The sequence below is a fragment of the Bacillus cereus group sp. BceL220 genome, from assembly GCF_051776965.1.
GTDB classification, from domain to species: domain Bacteria; phylum Bacillota; class Bacilli; order Bacillales; family Bacillaceae_G; genus Bacillus_A; species Bacillus_A cereus.
Map to the genome: position 1 here is coordinate 144,599 of NZ_JBPWBC010000008.1, position 20,587 is coordinate 165,185.

A 20,587-nucleotide genomic window follows, 5' to 3' on the forward strand; every position below is an offset into this window, starting at 1 on the left:
ATACACTGAATAATTTACACGTTAGGTTTATCTGTTAATGCAGTAACAATCCTGTTCACTAAGTCTTCCGGCATCCATTCATGATTTGTATCATTCGTTTCATTTGGTCCTAAAGAATCAATAAACTTTTTAAACTTTGGAAATAAAACAATAGAAGTGATCCAATGTATCGTATGATTTATGGAGAAGAAATGAAAAACTCCTTGCTTTTCACCCTCCTGTAATATTTCTTTTAACTGTTCAAAATTACCTATGAAATACGGTTTAATCTTTTCTAATCGTGCACTTTCCTTAATAATCTCCTCATATGCCAACGATCCAATTTCAGGGTTCTCTTTTATATGTATAGTAAAAACCGTTAAATATTCTCTAAGGGCATCGATAGGATCAAATTGATTCTTCTCAAGAAAATTGGGTAGCTCATTAGCAAGGCCATATTTCTTAAATACCTCATAATATAGGTTTTCTTTCCCATTAAAATAGTAAGAAGCCATAGCAACATTCACTTTCGCTTCTTTTGCAATTTCTTGTATGCTCGTACCTTCGTAGCCACGCTCTCCAAATTTTTTCTTAGCAGCCTTTAAGATATTTTCCATCGTCTGCTCTCGAGATTTCCCCATTTCACACACCTCAAATAGTATATATTTCACTTCAAAAACCCAATAAGGACTTTGAATAGAGTATCTTTTTAATGAAATTTAATTATATATTTAAAGTGGTAACTTAACAACCGATGAGGTTCTGATTACTTTAAACAATATCCCCTTGCGTAGCATCAATAGCTTTCAACTACTTTACGCTCTTTTCTAATCGAGTGAAAGTCTGGACAAAAAACATCTAATGTTATCTTAACTTCGTGTGCAAACAAAAAAATAATAAGGACCAGACCTTATCTATAAAATAAATAAGATCTGATCCTTTCGTTACATTATACAAATTTAAAATAAACTAGCGCACTCGTATCTTGATGAAATAATTATCCATCAATCGTCCATCATTTTCTGACTAAATCTGTTTAATCTCGATGTAAGGTCCTTTAATGTTTAATTTGTTAATATCATTAGATATATTGCCTACAGTTGATTTTTCATTAAAAGTATAGACCTTTTCACCATTTACAAAGATACCCCAATTTTTATCTTCGTAACTGATACCATAACCAGCATTGCTAGACGTAGCTTTGAGTTGATTTCCATTCATTGAAAGAGATAATTTCCCTTTTCCTTTGTTAAGTTTATCATTCACGCTGTTGATACTATTCATTTGTTCTTCAAGGGCTTTTTGGTTATCAAGAGTAACTTGATGGTTTTTCCAGTCTAATTTATAGTGGTTCGTAAAGAATTCATTATATGTATCTTTATTATTTGTTCCCCACCATTTTGAACTTACCCATTCGATATTGTACTGATCTGAAATTCTACGATTTGTTATTTTTAAATCTGAAGTAGTTTCTGTTTTATCAGCAGTAATAACCGCTACTACGTTTGGAGAAAAACCATATCCTGTTAAAGCTGGTACTGTATCTTTTGAAACAAAATTATTCGTTCCTTCATTATAACTACGTGATTTCATAAATAGTTGATTACCATAGAAAGTATTGAAAGAATCACGATTATAAATTCCCCACTCTGGGAAATTAAATGATTGGAATCCTACTTTCCAATTTAATTTTTTATCTGTGTGAGTCTCTAATACCGTTTTATAATCTACTTGATCATAAGATACACTTTCTTTCCAAGCAAAGCTACCTGTGATACTTGCATCGGCATTTGGCCCTTTATCATTTACTCCTACTTTAACACTTCCACCAAGTGTATACCCTACCTCAGAAGTGACCTTTGCTGAAGTCATTGTATTAACTGGGGCAGCTTTATGGAATTGAGCACTATCACCACTTGTTATTTCTGCTTCAGTATGATAGGCTGATGGCCATTTTAAACCTGCGTTATAGTATCCGCTATTAATTGTATATTTAGCATCTATATTACTACCATCAGTGGTAACAATTGCAATCTTTTTATCTGCGTAAGGATCCTCAATAAAAGAAACTTTTATTGAATTTTTGATATTCTGCTTCATGTCATAAGTAGTTTTAAAACTATTATAGACCTTCCCACCATTTTGAAGATTTTCTACAGTTCCTTTAGAATCTGCAAATGCAGATGTTGCTTGTAAACCAAATGATCCAGACATAATAACGGACGCTACCGCAACGCATTTAGCTATTTCTTTTGCTTTTTTCATACAGACAGCCACTCCTTCTTAAACATTTAAAAGATATAAATATATTATTTCTAGTTCACAAAAATAGAGATAGATTCATAGCCATACAATATAGAAATTCATTAACTTTTATGACACTAACTAAAAACACATGTTTCACTAATCTTCCTCTCACTATTATTGATAACTATTATCAACATTATTAAAACATAAAATAACGATTTAAACAACAATTTTAAATACAAATTTAAAATTGTTGTTTGAAAAACTGCAAAAAAATTATAGAATTCTTCATTTCGAGAATTACTATATTTTCAATTACTTATTACAGCCTATATTCAGATACATTATTTCCTTTCCATTCATAATAATCTAAAATTCCTTCATAAATGGCTTCTGCTGCAATTTGTCTGCCATTTTCCGTAGATAATTTACTGTAATCAATACCATTATCTATAAACGCCAGTTCCGTCAACACAGCTGGCATGTCATTTTCTCTTATAACATGAAGGTCTCCATGTTTAACTCCTCTATCTCGTGTTTGAAGTGCCTCTACTAAACGTGTTTGAATTTTTTCCGCTAAAACACGACTTTCTTCCACATGAGGATTTGTTTTTTCGGATTTAGAAGATTTATAGTAATATGTTTCTGTCCCTTTTGCATTACCATTAAAAGCATTTGCATGTACGCTTATAAAGATATCACCCTGATTTTTCTTAGCAAATTTAACACGTTCCTGTAAAGAACTTTTTTGATCATGTCCTGGTCTACTATCAGATTGACGAGTTAATAAAACTGTAAATGGTGTATGCTTTTCAAGTAATTGTTGTAGACGTAAAGAAGTGTCTAGTACAATCTTACTTTCAGGTAATCCCTTTGTGGATTTCCCAGGATCTTCGCCACCATGTCCAGGATCAATAATGATTATTTTGCTTTCTAATGGGTTTTTTGGACGATGTTGCATCATATCTGTTTTTGCAGTAAGTTGAGCAGCTTCAGCACGTGTTATAAATCTATTTGGTTGCCAACCGTTCTCAGTACCATTAGAAATTTTCAAACCGATTAAAATATTGGCATATTTTTCTCCCCAATGGCCTTTTAAATCTTCAAATTTAACCTGCTCGTTATGATTTGGTGTGCTTTGTAGTTTATATGCATTTACTAGCATCGTAGCCATAGCAGCGCGAGTTACTTTTCCGGATGGATTGAAGATTCCATTACCCTCACCTTTAACAATACCAGCTTTTTCAGCAGCAGCAATATACGGAGTAGCCCAGTGGTTTTGTGAATCTGTAAATGATGGTTTTGCATTAGAGTCAATTTGTATACCTAAAACTTTTGTCATAATTTTTGTAGCTGAAGCTCTGTCTAATGAGTCATTTGAACCGAAAGTTCCGTCTGGATAGCCATTCAATACCTGTTTATCAACTAAATAATTAACGGATTTGTCCGCCCATGCAGGAACATCTGGGAACTTATGAGTATTTGCAAATGTATTAGATGAGTAGGATAATAAACTTCCAGCAAGAATTCCTGTAGCAATTAATTTGTATTTCAAAATGTAACACCTCTATCAATTTATTACAATTTGGTAAATATATCATTTATAATTAATCTTTAAATAATACGACCTTGAATAAAGAATAGATTAATTCGTTTATATTACCATATAACGGATAATGAATTTAAAATCGAACTATTACTCCAAAAATAATCCTCGGACATACACTTATAGATAGAGATTATTAAATGTACTCACCAACATTGTGTAACCAGTATAGTTACTTATATATACGAGTGTCAATTAAAATAACCTTACAATTTTGTAAGATAACCACCTTAATAGTAAACCAAGTAATTATTAAATATAATAAATAGTTACTAGATATAATAAAATAACAATCTTAAATTTTGAACAAAGACTAATTATTTTAATAGGAAAATAACTTATAACCACCGCATTTTCAACAATGCTTTTGAATCCTACTTTACTCTATAATTCTCTGTTATATTCCAACGTGAATGCTCCTATAATATAGTCAATTGCTGCAATGAATACTACTACTTATAACATTGTATTCCCTCAAAAAACATCTCTAGACGCCACCTAAAGTAGCCTTTATTAATACATTCACACAATCCATCTTTTCATTCCCTTAAGACATCCTCAAATTTTACAAGGACTGAAAAAAGAAGAGGGATACCTTCCCTCTTCACCAAAAAAATTAAAAAACACCTTAATTTATATCCCCTGCCTTTTACAATCTCACGTCTATTGATAGCCAGTTTAATTCTTCAATTCTATTTTCATAGATTCATGTATTCTTCTAAAGTCTGCTTTTGTTTATATATATTTTTAGCAATATCTCCTACATAGCGAATATGCCAAGGTTCATATGCATAACCTGTAATACTTTCCTTTCCCTTAGGATAACGAATGATAAACCCTGTACAATGCGCGTTTTCTTTCAGCCATTTTCCTTCCTTCGTATTAGCAAAGGATAACTCTAGTTCATTGTTCGCACTTTTAGAAGAAACGTCCATTGTTAACCCTGTTTGATGCTCGCTATGTCCTGGTTTTGCCGAGAAGCGATCCGTATGCTCTTGTCCTTTTCTTTTCACATTGTTTGTATACAATCGTTGTTGATAGTCATAGGAACGAAATCCCGAAACAGCATTTAACTGAATCCCCTCCTGCTTTGCTAAATCAAATAACCTTTCCAGTGCTTCTGCCGCCTCTTTACGGAGGTGGCTCTTTTCTACCGTTCCACTAAATGAGAATGGTACATTTGGTACAACTAAATCCTCTGGTTTATAGTCTTCGGGTAATCCATATTCCTTATTAACTACAGCCTGTATACTAGCAAAAGAACTTTCATTGTATTTTGATTGCCCTTTTCCTCTACTATCTTTCTCTTTATTTATGGAGTTTTCACGAGATTCATAGTTCGTCTTATCTGGTTCTTTACCAATAGATTGATTGGTGTAAATTATAAAGATACCTAACATCATAATTACACAAATGAAAATCCCTACTAATTTAAGTCTCATTATTCATTTCCTTCCTGCAACTCTTACTATTTCTCGTTCATAATATCTCAACCATATCAAATTCATATTAATTTGAAGTGAACTTTTGTTCTTACCATATTTCTTAATAGAAAGACTGTATATCCTTCTATTTGTTTGACGTCATTAAGATGCTCACAAATATAAATAAATTCTATTCCTACATATAGATAAAAAATCTAAAAATTTATATAATAAGATTAGAAGTGTAGCGTATTATTATTGAAGGGTCTTGGTATAATGCTAGGCATTAATGTAAAAAAAACAAATGAAGAGTTAATTATTTCATGGCAATTGGCGGAGATTACAATTCCATTACGTGATGTGATTGAGGTTACCGAAGATGCTACCTATGCTGGTGTTGAAGAAGTAGATGTAATACGTATTGGAACAGCTTATGGGACAACAGACCGTATTTTAATTAAAACAGTAAAACAAAATTATGTATTATTTACTACAAATAAAGTTGCTATTTTAAATGCCATTTACGCTTAAATATAGGAGTCTTCTTGGCTAAAATGATAAAAATAAGCACATCTTGTTATAAAAACAGATGTGCTTATTTTTTAATTTCTATGCATTTTTACGTTTCAAGAAAATAACTCCACCAACAATTAACAGTAATGCGCCTGCAGCCATAGAGATCCAACTTGTAAGATTAGTACCTGTTTGTGGTAACCATCCAATTTTAGATTGAATTTCTTGCTTAGGTTGTGGTTGTTCTTTTACTTGCTCGTTAGGCTGCTCTGGTGTTGGAGTATTTTCATCTGAATTTGGCTGTTCTGGTTTAGGTTGTTCCGGCTTTACCTCTTTAAATTTCACTGTTTGTCCCTTATCTTCAATTTCAGCGTGAATAGCTACTAATATATTATCTTGATACAGTTCTTCAAATACTACTACTTCTTTACCTTGTAATGCAGAAGCATTAAATGTGAAATCTAGTGTGATAGAACCATTCTTCTCTTTAGCAATAAACTTAGATTCTACTGTTACTTCTTTACCATCAACTAATAATGGCTTGTTTGTTGCTTTATCCATCAGTTTACCTTTTACAACATACTCTTTACCCACGATTAAGTCTTTGTATTCCACTTTATCTTGGATTGTTACAGATTTAGAAGCGTCTAACTCTTTAGAACCATCAGCTTTGTTTGTAGCTGTCGTTTTAATAGAAGGTTCTACAAATCGAACTGTTTGACCTACATCGTTAATGTCAGCATGTGTTGCAATTACTTGACCTTCATGTAATAAGTCTTCAAACACGACTACTTCTCTTCCTTGCTGTTCAGCACCAACAAAAGTAAAGTCTAATGTTACAAAACCGTTCTTTTCTTTTGCAGTAAACTTCGTTTCAGCTGTTACTTCTTTTCCATCAATTAATAATGGTTTGTTAATAGCTTTGTTCATTAGTTTACCTTTTACAGTGTACTCTTTACCTACAACTAAGTTAGTATACTCCACTTTGTCTTGAATAGTGATAGAATCCTTTGAATGAATCTCTTTTCCACCATCAGCTTTGTTTGTTGCTGTCGTTTTTACTGATGGCTTAACGAACTTAACTGTTTGACCTTTATCATTGATATCAGCATGTGTTGTAACAATTTTTCCTTCTTTCAATAACTCTTCGAATACTACTACCTCTTTTTCTTCTAAACCAGTTGCATCAAATGTGAAGTCTAATGTAATAGAACCATTTGCTTCTTTTGGTGTAAACTTCGTTTCAGCTGTTACTTCTTTACCATTTACAACTAATGGTTTATTAGTCTCTTTATTCATTAATTTACCTTTTAAAGTGTATTCTTTACCTACTTGTAGGTCTTTGTATTCCACTTTATCTTGGATTGTTACAGACTTAGACGTGTGCATTTCTTTTGTACCATCTGTTTTATCAGTAGCTGTTGTTTTTATTGAAGGAATCTTTTCATCTTTGACAATGTGTTTAATGATTTGACCATTCTCTTTAATTTCAAAAGAGAACGTTTCTTCATTTAATACATAACCTTTTGGTGCAACAGTTTCTTTATATGTGTATTTTCCAAATGGTAATTTTTCAAATTTAGCGATTCCTTTATCGTCTGTTTTTCCTTTTACTACTTCTTTTCCTGCTTCGTTATAAATCGTAAATTCTGCATTTGGAAGCTTGTTATTTCCATCAGCTACATCTACCTTTGTAATTTCTAGATCACCTTTGATAAGATGATTAACTGCCAATAACTCAATAATCTTTCCATGTTCCTTTATTTCGAACACAATTGGTTCTTTAACAAGAACATAACCATTTGGAGAAGCCTTTTCTACAAATGAATATTTCCCATACGCTAAATCTTTGACGTTAATCTCGCCATTTTTATCTGTCTTATATTCCCCAACTACTTTTCCACTTTCATCTTTCAATTCAAATACTGCACCTTCTAATTTTTTGCTAATATCTTCATTATCTACTTTTAGTAATTTTACACTACCTTTCACTTCGGTATTTTCCACCGTAAAAGTAAGTGTTTTATTGTGCTCTTTAATTTCAAAAGGATACTTTGTTTTACTTCCAATATATCCATTAGGTGTTTTTGTCTCTAAGAAATAATACTTACCATACGTAAGACCTTCAACGTTTGCAATTCCATTTTCTTTTGTTACTACTTTTTGCACTTCTTTTCCATCTTCAGTAAAGACTGTGAATTCAACATTTGGTAACATCTTTCCTGAATCACTGAGCTTTTTAATTTCGATGTTACCTTTTACTTTGTTATTTACTATTTGGACAGCTCCTGTTTCTCCTGTCTTAACTTCAATAGTTTGTGGTTTATCATCTGAAACATAGCCTGTTGGTGCTTTAATTTCTTTTAATGTGTAAGTACCAATTGGTAAGTTGTTTAATTCTGCCATACCATCAGCACCAGTCGTGATTTTTCCAACTGATTCATTATTTGCATTAAAGACCTCAAATACTGCACCAGCTAACACTTCTCCATTTTCTCCAACCTTTTTAATTTTTAAAGAACCAGCTGCTTCCCAATTTACTGCAAGATCACTACTAAGCTTTTCTTCATTTCTTTCTAATAGTACTGTAGCGTTCTGAACAGTATCCGTACCACGGTAAGCAATTGCTTGAACTTTAGTTAAATTAGCAGCTACACTTAAATTAAATTCACCCGTTTTTGTATTCTTAGGAATTTGGATACGAAATTTTTCTCCAACTGAAAGCTGATCTTTCACTTCTCCATTTTCACTAACAATTCTAACTCCATTAGGTGCATTTTCCGCTACTACCTTATAAGAACCACTCTTAGCATTTGTTTGTACTGAATATAAATTTGTTTCGAAGAATTCACCCTTTAATTCTGCTTTTTGCTTTTCAGCAGGAATCACATTCATAAAAACATCTTGAGTCTCTTCACTATTATTAGCATTACTAATAATAGCCTTAGCTGCTTTTTCAACATTTTTATTCTCATGTTTTAATTCATTTACATCGAGTTGACCTAATGCATTCCAAACCGCAAGTTGCGTTGCATAATGCGCTTCATTTTTATTAGCTACTCCCAGCTGTTCAGCACTTTTTTGCGGGAAACCATTTAATAAGACTCTATATACTACATTATCTGTTTTCCCCATTTCAGGAAGATCTTCACCATTTGGTGATTTTAATCCAAGGGTTAAGCAATAAGCAATTTGACCACTTGAATTTTTAATCATTTCAGTGCGAATGTACTTACCTAGACTATTACTATAACTCCAGTCCATTGAATATTTCTCATGCGTCATAACCTCTGCACTAGCCCTAGGTAAAAATACATTAAGGAATAATGCCAGTACTGATAATAATGTAAAAACTCTTATAATGACTCTCTTACCCAATTTTGTAACCTCCCTAGAATAAATTAATCCGAGTATATATCGCAATATCTAAAACATTCACGATCGACCCATTTATCATTATAAAACAATAAATTACAAATATTAAATAATTTTAATAAAATAGTCAAAAAATTTACACATTTTATTATTTATCAAGTTTTTTAACGAATTTACTATATACAAATTCTAAAACACGCCTACAATTTAAAAGACAAATATGTATGTTAAATATATAAATAGCAATTCTTTTGCTCCAGTTATTAAGCTTTCCCCCTATTAAAAATAGCCTTTTCATTTTCTTGTTAACCTGAGTAATTTATACACCTCTTTTAATCTATTACACTCCTCCATTTAAATATAAAGGTGACTTCTCGTTCAAATAATAAAGTGAAACTTTAATCCGTCCGATTCCCACCTAACTTCTTTGCTTTCATTGAATTTTTGAGCGGGAGTCTTACTCCCCAAAAATAGTTGGATATATTATGCAATATTGCATTTGATAATCATTTTCATTGTAACTATAATGATTACAGGGTTACTATTAATCCAATATTCTACATGGAGGTTTTATTATGTTTAAAAAAATTATTGTATCTTCTATGGCGCTTACTATGTTCGGTGGAGCTGCAACTATGCTAGAGGCACCTACTGCTCAAGCAGCTTCTAATAACTCAACGTCATCCTCTTACTTTGATGTCACTCCTGAAGAGGCCGTGGCTTTTTATCAATCTCAAGACTATAAAAAATTAAAAGTATTTTTGGATGACTTTGAAGCTAGAAACCCTTATACTCCAGGTGGAGGGTACGCTCAAGGGAGTGTACGTATGCAAAAATTCAACGATGCTCTTAGAGATGCCAAATTAACAAATGTCTACCAAGAATTTATTAGAATCTCATACTACAATCATTATCCAGAACCAAAATAATAACAACGGATTAAATGTTTATTATTTCTATAACTTAGCCTAATTTTAAATGTATAACCTAAAAATAATTACTAAAAACCACTCATATAAGAGTGGTTTTTCTATTTCCCCATATAATTTAGCGGAATGTTACATCACCTTTATTTTAATATCTTTTATAGTAGACATTCTCTAGTTGACACAATCTAGTAGGTTAGCAATGGGAATATCAAAATATATTTATAATTATTTTCTGTTTAATAGCAAAAAACGAACACCCTCTCACAATTAGATAAGGTGCTCGTTTTCATTTTTATCGGTAATTCTCAATTCACTTTAGCTTCTTTCCAATAAGTAAAGATTAAATTAACTTAAAAACAAAGCGTTTTACATTTAATTCATAGATCTTACTGAAACTTGGAATTGCCCCTTAGAACCATCATCATTTGAAACGTAAATTTTATATGTTCCATTCGGTAATGGAGATAAAGCATTCCGTACATTTGTAACATTAATTTGTTGTTCTCCAGGTTTTATATAACCACCAACAATTAGCTCTGTATTTGGACCTTTTACACTATATCCCATTGTATTTTGACCATTATTTTTCATAGAGAAGCTTAAGTCAGTACTCCCATCATATATGAAAGAAGTTACAGCCTCACCACTATAATCCATTGTTTGAGTTAATAATAAGTCTGCAGAAACGTGTTCAACTACATGAATTGGATCATTCGTTTTGTGCACTTCTTCAGCATAAGTATTATTCCCTAACACACCAAGTGTTAATGCTGAAACTACTCCACAACTAAGCGCTAGTTTATTTAACTTCATTTTAAGTTCCCCCTTGATGTTTGTATTCTATTACCATCATACATCCTTTTCCAAGTGCGTTTTTATGTAATAATTCATATCTATAAACCTATATATCTTAACTTTTCACCTTAATAGTTATTGAGAAACCCACATAGATAAAGCTACAATATTACGCTTCATAAAAAACTTATAAATTTTAAAGTCTTTTTCTAACAAAGTTTTATACGATTAAGTACCAAAATACTCAAATAAATAGCATTTCTATTTCAGATAAAATGTACTAATAAAATTTTTCTAAAATTTCACTTTGTAATTTGATATGTTCCATGTTAATATAACGAAGGCTACAAAACAGGCGTCACCATACATATCATTTTCACAGAATATTCATACTTAAAGAACCTTATTTTATCAGTAACTCAATCCCAATTTTACCTATACAAAAGTTAGTTTATAATTTCATATGCACATAAATTTAAATAGATTTTTTCTATTTTCCTTATCAATTTTAATACGAGTAATATAACAGTATTTTTCAAGTACCCTTCCTTTTTTAGATAAAAAGTCTACTAATACTAAACATCTATGTCCAACTCATACATAATTCTACTTACAAACTATTGGAGATGCAAAACTATGGGAATTTCTACTCTTTTATTAAATACCTTTATTATAATAATTTGTATCCTTAGCTATCACGTATTTTGGCTAGAGTTTAAAGAAAAAACAACATGTAATAATATATTATTTTCTATCCTTTCCTCCATTGCTATTATTTTTTGTATGACTTTTCCTTTTCATTTACATGTGGGATTTATTTATGATTTACGTTTTATTCCTATAATATTAGTTTTTCTATATGGAAATACAAAAAACATTGTTTTTATAGGAATTTTATATCTTTCTTATCGGTTTTACTTAGGCGGAAATGGCGTTCTTCCATCATTTATTATCTTCACTATTATTTTTGGTATAACAATGCTCTTTCGTTACTTATTACCTATGTATGTTAAAGAAAAAAAAGTATTATTAAGCTTACTCCTTATTTTAGTATGTACAACTTCACTTTCTATTTGCGGTATTGTAACTCAAATACATACAGGAGGGAAAATAGACTCTACTCTCATAGAATTTTTATTAAATTACATAATCATTAATATTTTCACAGTATTATTATCAGTTTATTTAATAGAGGGAATGATCGAGAAATATAAAATGAAAGAAAAGCTACAACGGGCTGAAAAATTTTATATAGCTAGCGAACTAGCAGCGTCAATTGCACACGAAATCCACAATCCACTAACCACGGTACATGGATTCACTCAATTATTAAATGAAAAACATGCCTCTAAGCTATCTCAGGATCAATACTTAGAAATCATGTTAATTGAAATGCAGCAAATACAATCTACTATTAATAACTATTTATCTTTAACCAAACCACAGAACACCCTAAAAGAGAAAATAGATATTAATCACATTTTAAATCAGGTGAAAGATACTATTTCACCACTCGCTCTATCATACAAAGTTGAAATCAAACAAAATAGTACAGATTCCTTTTATATAAATGGGGACCCCGAAAAATTCAAACTCTGTCTAAACAACATCATCCAAAACGGAATTGAGGCTATGAAAAATGGTGGATTATTACAAATAAATATACAAAAAGTAAAAGGAAATATCATAATTGATATTATTGATTCAGGAATTGGGATGTCATCTCAACAAATAAAACGAATTGCTTTGCCATTCTATTCAACAACAGAAAAAGGAACTGGGCTTGGTACTATGATTGCTTATAGTATTATTAAAGAATTAAACGGAGATATAGAGATAGAGAGTAACTTAGGTAAAGGGACACGCTTTTCTATTAGTATCCCTTACTAATGCGATAAAAATTTTCTGTTTAATTAATTACATAAATGAATTTTAAGAATCCCGCTAGCGCTAGCTTACTTATTAATTATCTTAAATTCATGTGTATTAATTAAAAATAATAAGGATCAGAGCTTATCTATTGTTACAGATATACTCTGATCCTTTAGTTTAATTCAATTAAAAACACTTAATATTTATAACTTTTCTTACATCGTGATGAAATACTAGTTCATCGACTTTATCTCATTTACTGATTAGATTGGTTTAATGTAAATATAACATCTCTCGACACTTAATTTGTTATTATCATTATAGACATTTCCTACAGTTGTTTTTCCATTAAAGTACAGACCTTGTGCCATTCATTGAAAAAGACAACTCCCTTTTTACTACTTCACTTCCACCGTATAATTCCCTGTCCCCCCGCCATACTGATACACATGTAAATAATACTTCCCTGGATACGTGTAGTAACTACCTACTAGTTTATTCCCTTGCTGCTGAGCATACGTAACATAATTAATTAAATCTGCTTCAGAATAAAGTACCCAGTTCATTCCGATATTATTTTCATTCGTTACGTTAATTTGAAGGTTTTTAGCAGTCTCCACATTAATTTCAAAGAAATCACTTGTATCGCCATTTCCTAAACTAGCACGTAAGACTTGATTTAACTGCAGTTTGTTTGCTGTTTGGAATGAGTTATTCGGTTCTTTTTCTACACTGTTATCTTCTTTCTTTTGAACAGTTACAGTCGCTGTAGCAGTATTAGTTGCTCCTTTATCGTCTGTTACCGTTAATTTCGTAGTATACGTTCCTTCTTTTGTATATACGTGAGTTGGATTTTGCTCATTACTTACTGCTCCATCACCAAACTCCCATTTATACGAAGTAATTTTCCCGTCTTCATCTTTTGATCCGTCGCTTTTAAATGAAATTGCTTCATTTACATTTCCACTATACGGACCGTTTATAACTGCAACTGGTGCTTTATTCTCTGCACCTTCTTCTGTATTAATACCGTGGAACACAACATCATATTCAAATTGTCCTGATGCATTCACGCGATAATTTACGAAGTATGCTGTTACTGTTTTATAGCCTGTCCATTCCTTTGCACTTAAACGTTTTAACGTATCATTAACGTTTTGTGTAATTGTTTTCCAATCTTCATATTCTCCTTTTGCTGCGGTTCCTGTATATGTACCTTGTAGTGTGAATGTATTAAAGAACTGTGATTTATTTTTCTTCACTGATACATTTTTCAATTTTGCTTCCGCCGTTATTTCTGCCGCAATATCTGAAACTGGCTTTGATGCATGATTCGCTAAATAATCGTCTGATACTAATGGCACATTATATTTCTCACGATTATCAACTAGCATTTGCATATAGTCTTGATATTCTTTATTTAAATTCACATCTTTACTTAATGTAGAGCGATATGCATCATATGCTGTTACATCATTTTTCCTAATAAGATCATGTATTTTATCGAACATATCATATCTCTTATTGTACATATAAGATTGTAAAGCAAAGGAATAATTATAGAACTCCCACGTTCCATACTTTGCATTTAACGTTCGCTCTGCCGTATAACGCTCCGCTGGGTTTGAAGATAATCCTCCTATAATACTCTTTCTCGGTACAACATTATCCGTTCTCGTTGCCCCTGCAAAAAATTCAGCATTCCCTTCTTCAAACCAAGATAATCTTTCATTTTCATATATTTTCCCTTGTCCCCATAACCCTGGTACTTCATATCTACCTTGTAAATAATGCGTGAACTCGTGTCTGAATAATTCTTCTAAACTATAAATACTTTCTTCTGGCGTACGCTCATAAGTAAAGAACGTACCTGTTCCTTCTATATAAAGACCACCGTTATTCGTTTCATAACCGTACAATTGACGATTAAATTGATATTCTGCTGGGCTATTATAAATAGCCATCGTTAGTACATCATCAGGATTTCCTTTTTCTAAAGGTTGATCACTTTCAACCGTACGATGGAATTGTGCCTTCACTTCTTTTGCCGCCCAATATAAACGTTTTACTTTTTCTTCTGTCACTTTATCTCCAGCTTTTAAAACAATTGCTCCATCATCAAACGTATACGTTTTTGGCAAATATTTTTTCTTTCCATCTTCTCTTATTTGATCTAAATTCACCTCTTTACCATTTGCATCTTTTCCGCCATAATTCGTTGCGATTTGCTCAGCAGCTACGAAATATTGCTCCCCTAAATACGGATAAATTTTCATCGCATCTGTTACAACTTGTAACCCTTTCGTTCCTGTACTATGGAACGTACCGAGTCTACCTGTATAATAAATGCCATTATTAATAAGCCAACCGTTTTTTGCTGTAATCGTTCCCATTAATGCAAAACGACTTAGTTCATTAATATAACTATCTATTTTCTGATACCATACTGTATCTTTCGGTGCTTTCCTCGTATCATACAAATACGATTGAATGTCGTAATCAACACCTTGCATAATATCGTAAATAGCATTTCCAGCTGAAAGATTATCTACTAATGTAGAATAATTATCATTATATTGTTTAAAAATTTTTGCAGCTGATGTTATCGTTTCCACATCACTCGAAGCGTTTCCTATTAACTTTCCGTATGATGATACCACTCTATTTTGCTCTAATGTACCCAGCTTGAAATTTGAATTGTTAGCTATCGCTTTTAATGCAGGTAAGCATTTATCATGATAACTCCGTTCATTTAATTTACTAAGTTCCGAATTATAAAATCCTAAATAAAATCCTGAACGTAATACCTCCACTAATGTCTCAATCCCTTTTGAATCATCCTTCGTATAGGCTTGTCCTTGCTGCTTCAATTTATCAATAATCGCCTGCATCCTACTATCATTTTGATAGAATGCTAGACTGTCTGTATTAAACTGAAATAGCCCCGTAATTTGCTCCCAATCAATTGTTACAAGTAAATCTACTAACTGCTGATTGCTTAATTGATTTAATTCAGCAATTGTATAAGTTTTCGCTACAGCTAATTGCTTACTTTCTTTTTTCACCTCAGGTGGTCTTTGTGATAAATCGGCAAATTGTAGCCTTTTCTCAAAAGACTTGCTTTCGAGCACTTTCGATGAATGAGCTAATTCTTGTACTGGTAGTTGTACACCGACTGGCTCCATTTTGAGCACATTTCGATAAGAAACTTGCTCTCCCTTAGTATCTTCTGCCAAACTGCCCCCTTGAAAACTCCCTAACATTAAACTAGCAAAACTTACCCCTACTAACATTTTCTTTGAATAGCCTTTCATACTCTCCCCTACCTTACATTTTTAGTGTCCCGCTCCATTATTTTACTATTTTTACTTTTTGTCCTGTATTGAGAAAAAATAAGGTAACGTTCACACATATATTCATTTCATGTAAAGTTAACGCTTGACTTTCCGTGCATTTTATATCAAAAAAGATAGATAATAGCAAAATTCCTGCTACATCTATCCTCGTTTTCAACACTATGATTTTAACTTTATAAACGTAACTTCCGGTAATGTTTGCATATGCTGAATAAACTCATTCTTTTCTTCTGACGATATATTTTTCAGTTGCATCCCTACCTTATAAACAGTTTCTGTACCTTGCTGTGAAGCTTCCACCTCATATGAGAGTATTGGGATGCCTTTCACTTGTAGTGTTTCTAATATTTGTTGTATCGCTTCATGTTTATTTACAAACATTTGCACTGTTATATTTTGTGGAAATAAAAATTGCACCTTAAAAATACGACTTACAATTTCTAAACCAATTAAAACGAGAATCGTCGCTCCAATGCCTACTACATACATTCCCGCTCCAATTGCTAATCCTATGCCGGCAGTAGCCCATAAACCAGCCGCGGTCGTTAATCCTTTCACCGCCTGTTTTTGAATAATAATTGTGCCTGCACCTAAAAAGCCAACTCCACTAACGACTTGTGCTGCAATCCGACTTGGGTCTAGAGACATATGCTCTTCATACACAATATCTGAAAAGGCATATTTCGAAACAACCATTATTAACGCACTTCCTACCGCTACGAGGAAATGAGTCTTTAATCCAGCTTCTTTCGATCGAATTTCTCTTTCAATACCAATCATTGCTCCTAACAAGCCAGCAACACCGATTCGTATAATAAAATCAAAATCTACACTCACGGGCACTTCCCCCTTTCATTCATTATAGATAGATAAAACAAAAATTATCACAAACATCCATTTATCGATACGAAAGAATACCACTAAAATAAACTTAATACTCCGACCGTTTTATGTTAATATTTTAAATATTAACATAAAATAAATAACTTCTAATTTTAAACCTCCACTAATTTTCTAAAAAAACAAAGGTGAATTACATGAAATTAGGTTGAGAAAGTTTAGAAAACGCTTTCACTTTGCGTCATAATTTTTTATAAAAACTACATAACTAAAGGAGCTTACTAACAATGAACGTCTCGTTACTTACACCTACTACTGATTTACAAGAAGAATACTTAGATTTCTATAACGAATGGAAAGATAGCGGTGAAACAATGATCCCGTGGGTTATCACAAAAAATCCTGCCAACTTCCCAGCTATGGTTCAAGAACTTCTCGATGCACATAACGGAATAAATATCCCTGAAACTTGGGTACCAGACTCTACATATTGGCTTGTTACAGATGAAAATAAAATTGTGGGAGCTGTTAATATACGTCATAGTTTAACTGAACATCTATTTAACGCTGGCGGTCATATCGGTTATGGCATTCGCCCTTCTGAAAGAAGAAAAGGTTATGCTACGAAGTTACTAGCATTATCATTAGAAAAAACGAAGGAATTAGACATCACGAAAGTACTTGTCGTTTGCGACGCAGTAAATACCGCTTCTGAAAAAACGATTTTACATAACGGCGGGATTCGTGATGATGATTTCACTGAGGAAGATGGGAATATAGTAAGAAGATATTGGATTGAGCTATGAATGATCAAAAATAAGCGAGAAAGTGATTATACACTTTCTCGCTTATTTTACACTGCTTCTATTTCAAACTGCACTGTAATACCACTTGGATCTACTACCGCAAACCCATTTGTAGTTTCATTTATTTCATGTTGTTTTTCTATTAATCTTTCTTTCACTTCATCTAATGCTTCTTTATGCGGTAGTACAATCGTATACACCTTTAGTCCAGTTGCATGTACTGGCGGGTGTGGATTGTTTACTCCGTTCCACGTATTTGCACCAATATGGTGATGATATCCCCCTGCTGAAATAAATAAGCAATCCTCTTCACGCTGTTGTACTTCAAAACCTACTGTTTTCACATAAAATTCATGTGATTTCTCTACATCAGCTATTCTTAAATGTACGTGCCCAACGACAGTATTAGCAGGCAAACCATCAAACTCATAATCAACGAATGTTGCCAATTCTTTTAAATCAAGTGGTGTACTTCCTCCTGGCCCTTCTCCCCATCGATCGCGCGGACGGTCTGCATAAATTTCAATACCATTCCCCTCTAAATCTTGCAAATAAAAAGCTTCGCTATATGTATGATCACTTGCACTATTAAACCTTGAAATTGGTAAAATTTCATTTGAATATGTATAACGCCCTTCTTGCTCAGCCGGGCTGTCAATTACATTCTTATTACGAAGAACCCCAAATAGCGCAGAAGCAAAAGCTTCACGAGTCGGAACTAAAAAGGCTACATGATATATACCAGTCGTACGCGGTTCTTGCAGTACCCCGTCCTCTAACTTTTCAAGAACAAGTAACGCGTTCTTTCCACCTTTTCCAGATAAATATGTTTTATTCCCCTCTTGCTTAATTACCTCTAATCCTACAACATTCTCATAAAAAGCAATTTGACGCTCTAAATCTTTCACTTTAAATTCAACATGACCAATACGTGTTTTCGGATGAATTTGTACCATGAATAACTTCATCTCCTTATCCCTATATTTTCCCATTACATATAACCGTTACTATGAAGGATACAACTAAAATCATCCTATGTAAATAAGAAAAGTCAGAATTTACATACATTTTTATTTTCATAATAAAAAAGCCACCTTTTCTAACTTTTAGAAAAGGTGGCTTTATAACTCTTATCTCATTTTATGTACTTCAGCAACTAGCTTTCCACCCTGAATGCCCATATAAAGCTTCACAGGTGCATCATTCGTATTTTCAAATACTAAATCTAAATATGGATATGCAATTGTAGCATCTCTTCCTTGTGGAACATAACCTACCGTTTTAGAATGTGTAGTTCTCTCCACCATTTTCAGGCCAGCTTGATCTGCTGCATTGTATAAAGTTGAAGATGTTTGACAAACACCACCGCCATATCCATCTACTAATTTACCATCAACTATTTCTTTCCCTAATTGATATCCTTTATCTGGTGTCGTATCACCGATTAATGAATTAAAAGAGAAACGATCTCCTTTTGCTAACACAACTCCATTTATGCTCGCTGCTGACAAACGAATATTCTCAATACGGCCACCTGTTGAACCACCTAAGTTCGTTTCATATCTACCAATTACCGTACCATTTCCTTGCGCATCACTTAATGTTGCGACTGGTTTTTTCTCCACAATCGGCAACTGATACGTAGCATCCCACATACCAACGTTTAACAATTTATCTACTAATTCTTTTTCCATTAATTCATAAGAAGGTTTTCCTTCTTGCCAACTTCCATCAGGTGCTATACGTGAAGGAACCATTTTTTTGTCGACGCTTTTTCCAACCTCACCAACAACCTTTGTTACAGACTTTTTAAATTTCGCTTCATCTTCAAAATAGCCTAAACCAGATAAATCTAATTTTTTCACTTCAGTACCAGTTCGACCATCAACTAAACTAATAGTATCTTGCACTTCTGCTTTAGCCTCTACAGTGTGCCCACCAATATCACTTACCAATGCAACATCACTTACTTTTGCACCACAGCCACTCACTATAGCTACACATAACACCCCAACTAATATACCCTTTACTTTACGGAACAATATACTCTCTCCCTTTCCCCAACATCACTATTATGTATTTATTTCATTTTTATGTATGTTTTGTTACAATCATTTTACAATATGTTTATAAAATGTTACAAGTTATTTTTCACTCTATATAAATTACTCTTTTCTTTTATAAATGTCTATACATATTTACATAAAAGTTTGAGTTTGATAGAATTGTAACTTTTATGTAAACTCTTTCTTTTATCCAGTATATACCATCAAGCAAAAGAAATACAAATCAAAAACCCTCAAGCTATTTTTTATTAAGTGAAACTTTAATCAGTGGGGTCTTACTGCCCGTTAATGCGGGATAAAGAGAAATCCCGTCAACATAAATAGGTATTTGCCGTGCCACCGCTCCGCTTTTGCACATACATTATGGTGAATTCAACCTATTTTAAAGAAATGGAGGATGTTATTATGTATCCCTACAATCCATATGATCCATATAATCAATATGCGTACCAACAACCACAGTATGACTTACAAGCACAATATCAATCTTATATAGATCAAGCAGAGCAAACGAATCCATATGACCAAAATAGACAATTCCAACTTCCAATCTCTTTTCCTGGCACTGGAAATCGTCAATTAGAAAGACGCGTAAATGAGCTTGAACAAAGAGTACGTCAACTAGAAAATACAGTTGAGCGCCATACACGTAGACTAAACCGCTTAAACCAACGTTTACGTACAGTAGAAAACAGACTAAACATTCCATTCGCAGCATTAGAAGACGGATTTTAATCGAGAAAATAAAAATTATATAAGGAAGGGGCTCCCCCTTCCTT

General features: G+C 32.7%; 15 protein-coding genes. 5 read left to right on the plus strand and 10 right to left on the minus strand.

Translation table 11 applies throughout. From position 1 onward, the window contains the following. Positions 1–14 precede the first annotated feature (14 nt). The 4 genes from hlyIIR to ACS2FK_RS20815 form a co-directional block, all read right to left on the minus strand. The gene (gene hlyIIR, locus ACS2FK_RS20800; protein ID WP_000520482.1) at positions 15–620 is read right to left on the minus strand and encodes a hemolysin II regulator HlyIIR; all 606 of its coding nucleotides are present in this window, start codon (positions 618–620) and stop codon (positions 15–17) included. Positions 621–1,005: 385 nt separating this feature from the next. Then, positions 1,006–2,244 carry a hemolysin II HlyII gene (hlyII, locus tag ACS2FK_RS20805; RefSeq protein WP_000709367.1) on the minus strand — a complete coding sequence of 413 codons (1,239 nt, stop codon included), beginning with the start codon at positions 2,242–2,244 and terminating at the stop codon, positions 1,006–1,008. A 304-nt stretch (positions 2,245–2,548) separates the two neighbouring features. Then, a complete protein-coding gene (locus tag ACS2FK_RS20810) occupies positions 2,549–3,781 on the minus strand; it encodes an N-acetylmuramoyl-L-alanine amidase (RefSeq protein WP_063548268.1) in 1,233 nt (410 codons plus the stop codon). Positions 3,782–4,530: 749 nt separating this feature from the next. Further along, entirely contained in the window at positions 4,531–5,274 is a 744-nt protein-coding gene (locus tag ACS2FK_RS20815; protein WP_063548270.1) for a M15 family metallopeptidase, read from the minus strand. A 258-nt stretch (positions 5,275–5,532) separates the two neighbouring features. Here ACS2FK_RS20815 and ACS2FK_RS20820 point away from each other — a divergent pair, with 258 nt between their 5' ends. Next, complete coding sequence (locus ACS2FK_RS20820; protein ID WP_023522679.1) at positions 5,533–5,787, plus strand: SunI/YnzG family protein; 255 nt, start codon at positions 5,533–5,535, stop codon at positions 5,785–5,787. 78 nt (positions 5,788–5,865) lie between these two features. Here ACS2FK_RS20820 and ACS2FK_RS20825 read toward each other — a convergent pair whose 3' ends face one another. Continuing rightward, the gene (locus ACS2FK_RS20825) at positions 5,866–9,147 is read right to left on the minus strand and encodes a VaFE repeat-containing surface-anchored protein (protein WP_063548272.1); all 3,282 of its coding nucleotides are present in this window, start codon (positions 9,145–9,147) and stop codon (positions 5,866–5,868) included. Between the two features lie 572 nt (positions 9,148–9,719). Here ACS2FK_RS20825 and ACS2FK_RS20830 point away from each other — a divergent pair. Then, on the plus strand, positions 9,720–10,073 hold the full coding sequence (locus tag ACS2FK_RS20830; RefSeq protein ID WP_023522681.1) for a hypothetical protein: 354 nt from the start codon (positions 9,720–9,722) through the stop codon (positions 10,071–10,073). Positions 10,074–10,445: 372 nt separating this feature from the next. Here ACS2FK_RS20830 and ACS2FK_RS20835 read toward each other — a convergent pair whose 3' ends face one another. Next, positions 10,446–10,886, minus strand: coding sequence for a hypothetical protein (locus ACS2FK_RS20835; RefSeq protein ID WP_023522682.1), 441 nt, complete (start codon positions 10,884–10,886; stop codon positions 10,446–10,448). A gap of 618 nt (positions 10,887–11,504) precedes the next feature. On the opposite strand from ACS2FK_RS20835, the gene ACS2FK_RS20840 reads away from it, so the two are divergent. Beyond that, the gene (locus ACS2FK_RS20840; protein WP_063548274.1) at positions 11,505–12,758 is read left to right on the plus strand and encodes a sensor histidine kinase; all 1,254 of its coding nucleotides are present in this window, start codon (positions 11,505–11,507) and stop codon (positions 12,756–12,758) included. 380 nt (positions 12,759–13,138) lie between these two features. On the opposite strand, the gene colA is transcribed toward ACS2FK_RS20840, so the two are convergent. Both colA and ACS2FK_RS20850 read right to left on the minus strand, forming a co-directional pair. Then, positions 13,139–16,054 carry a collagenase ColA gene (gene colA / locus ACS2FK_RS20845; RefSeq protein WP_063548276.1) on the minus strand — a complete coding sequence of 972 codons (2,916 nt, stop codon included), beginning with the start codon at positions 16,052–16,054 and terminating at the stop codon, positions 13,139–13,141. Between the two features lie 201 nt (positions 16,055–16,255). Continuing rightward, positions 16,256–16,933: an MgtC/SapB family protein gene (locus ACS2FK_RS20850; protein WP_000109724.1), complete on the minus strand. Its 678-nt coding sequence runs from the start codon at positions 16,931–16,933 to the stop codon at positions 16,256–16,258. Positions 16,934–17,223: 290 nt separating this feature from the next. Between ACS2FK_RS20850 and ACS2FK_RS20855 the strand changes: the two genes are divergently transcribed. After that, complete coding sequence (locus ACS2FK_RS20855) at positions 17,224–17,742, plus strand: GNAT family N-acetyltransferase (protein ID WP_063548278.1); 519 nt, start codon at positions 17,224–17,226, stop codon at positions 17,740–17,742. Between the two features lie 47 nt (positions 17,743–17,789). Here the strand turns inward: ACS2FK_RS20855 and ACS2FK_RS20860 are convergent, their stop codons facing one another. Beyond that, positions 17,790–18,698, minus strand: a complete 909-nt coding sequence (locus tag ACS2FK_RS20860; protein WP_063548280.1) for a VOC family protein — start codon at positions 18,696–18,698, stop codon at positions 17,790–17,792. Positions 18,699–18,872: 174 nt separating this feature from the next. Continuing rightward, a complete protein-coding gene (locus tag ACS2FK_RS20865) occupies positions 18,873–19,784 on the minus strand; it encodes a VanW family protein (protein WP_063548282.1) in 912 nt (303 codons plus the stop codon). A 429-nt stretch (positions 19,785–20,213) separates the two neighbouring features. Here ACS2FK_RS20865 and ACS2FK_RS20870 point away from each other — a divergent pair, with 429 nt between their 5' ends. Then, positions 20,214–20,543 (plus strand): hypothetical protein, encoded by a 330-nt coding sequence (locus ACS2FK_RS20870; RefSeq protein ID WP_000283711.1) that lies wholly within the window; start codon positions 20,214–20,216, stop codon positions 20,541–20,543. Positions 20,544–20,587 lie beyond the last annotated feature (44 nt).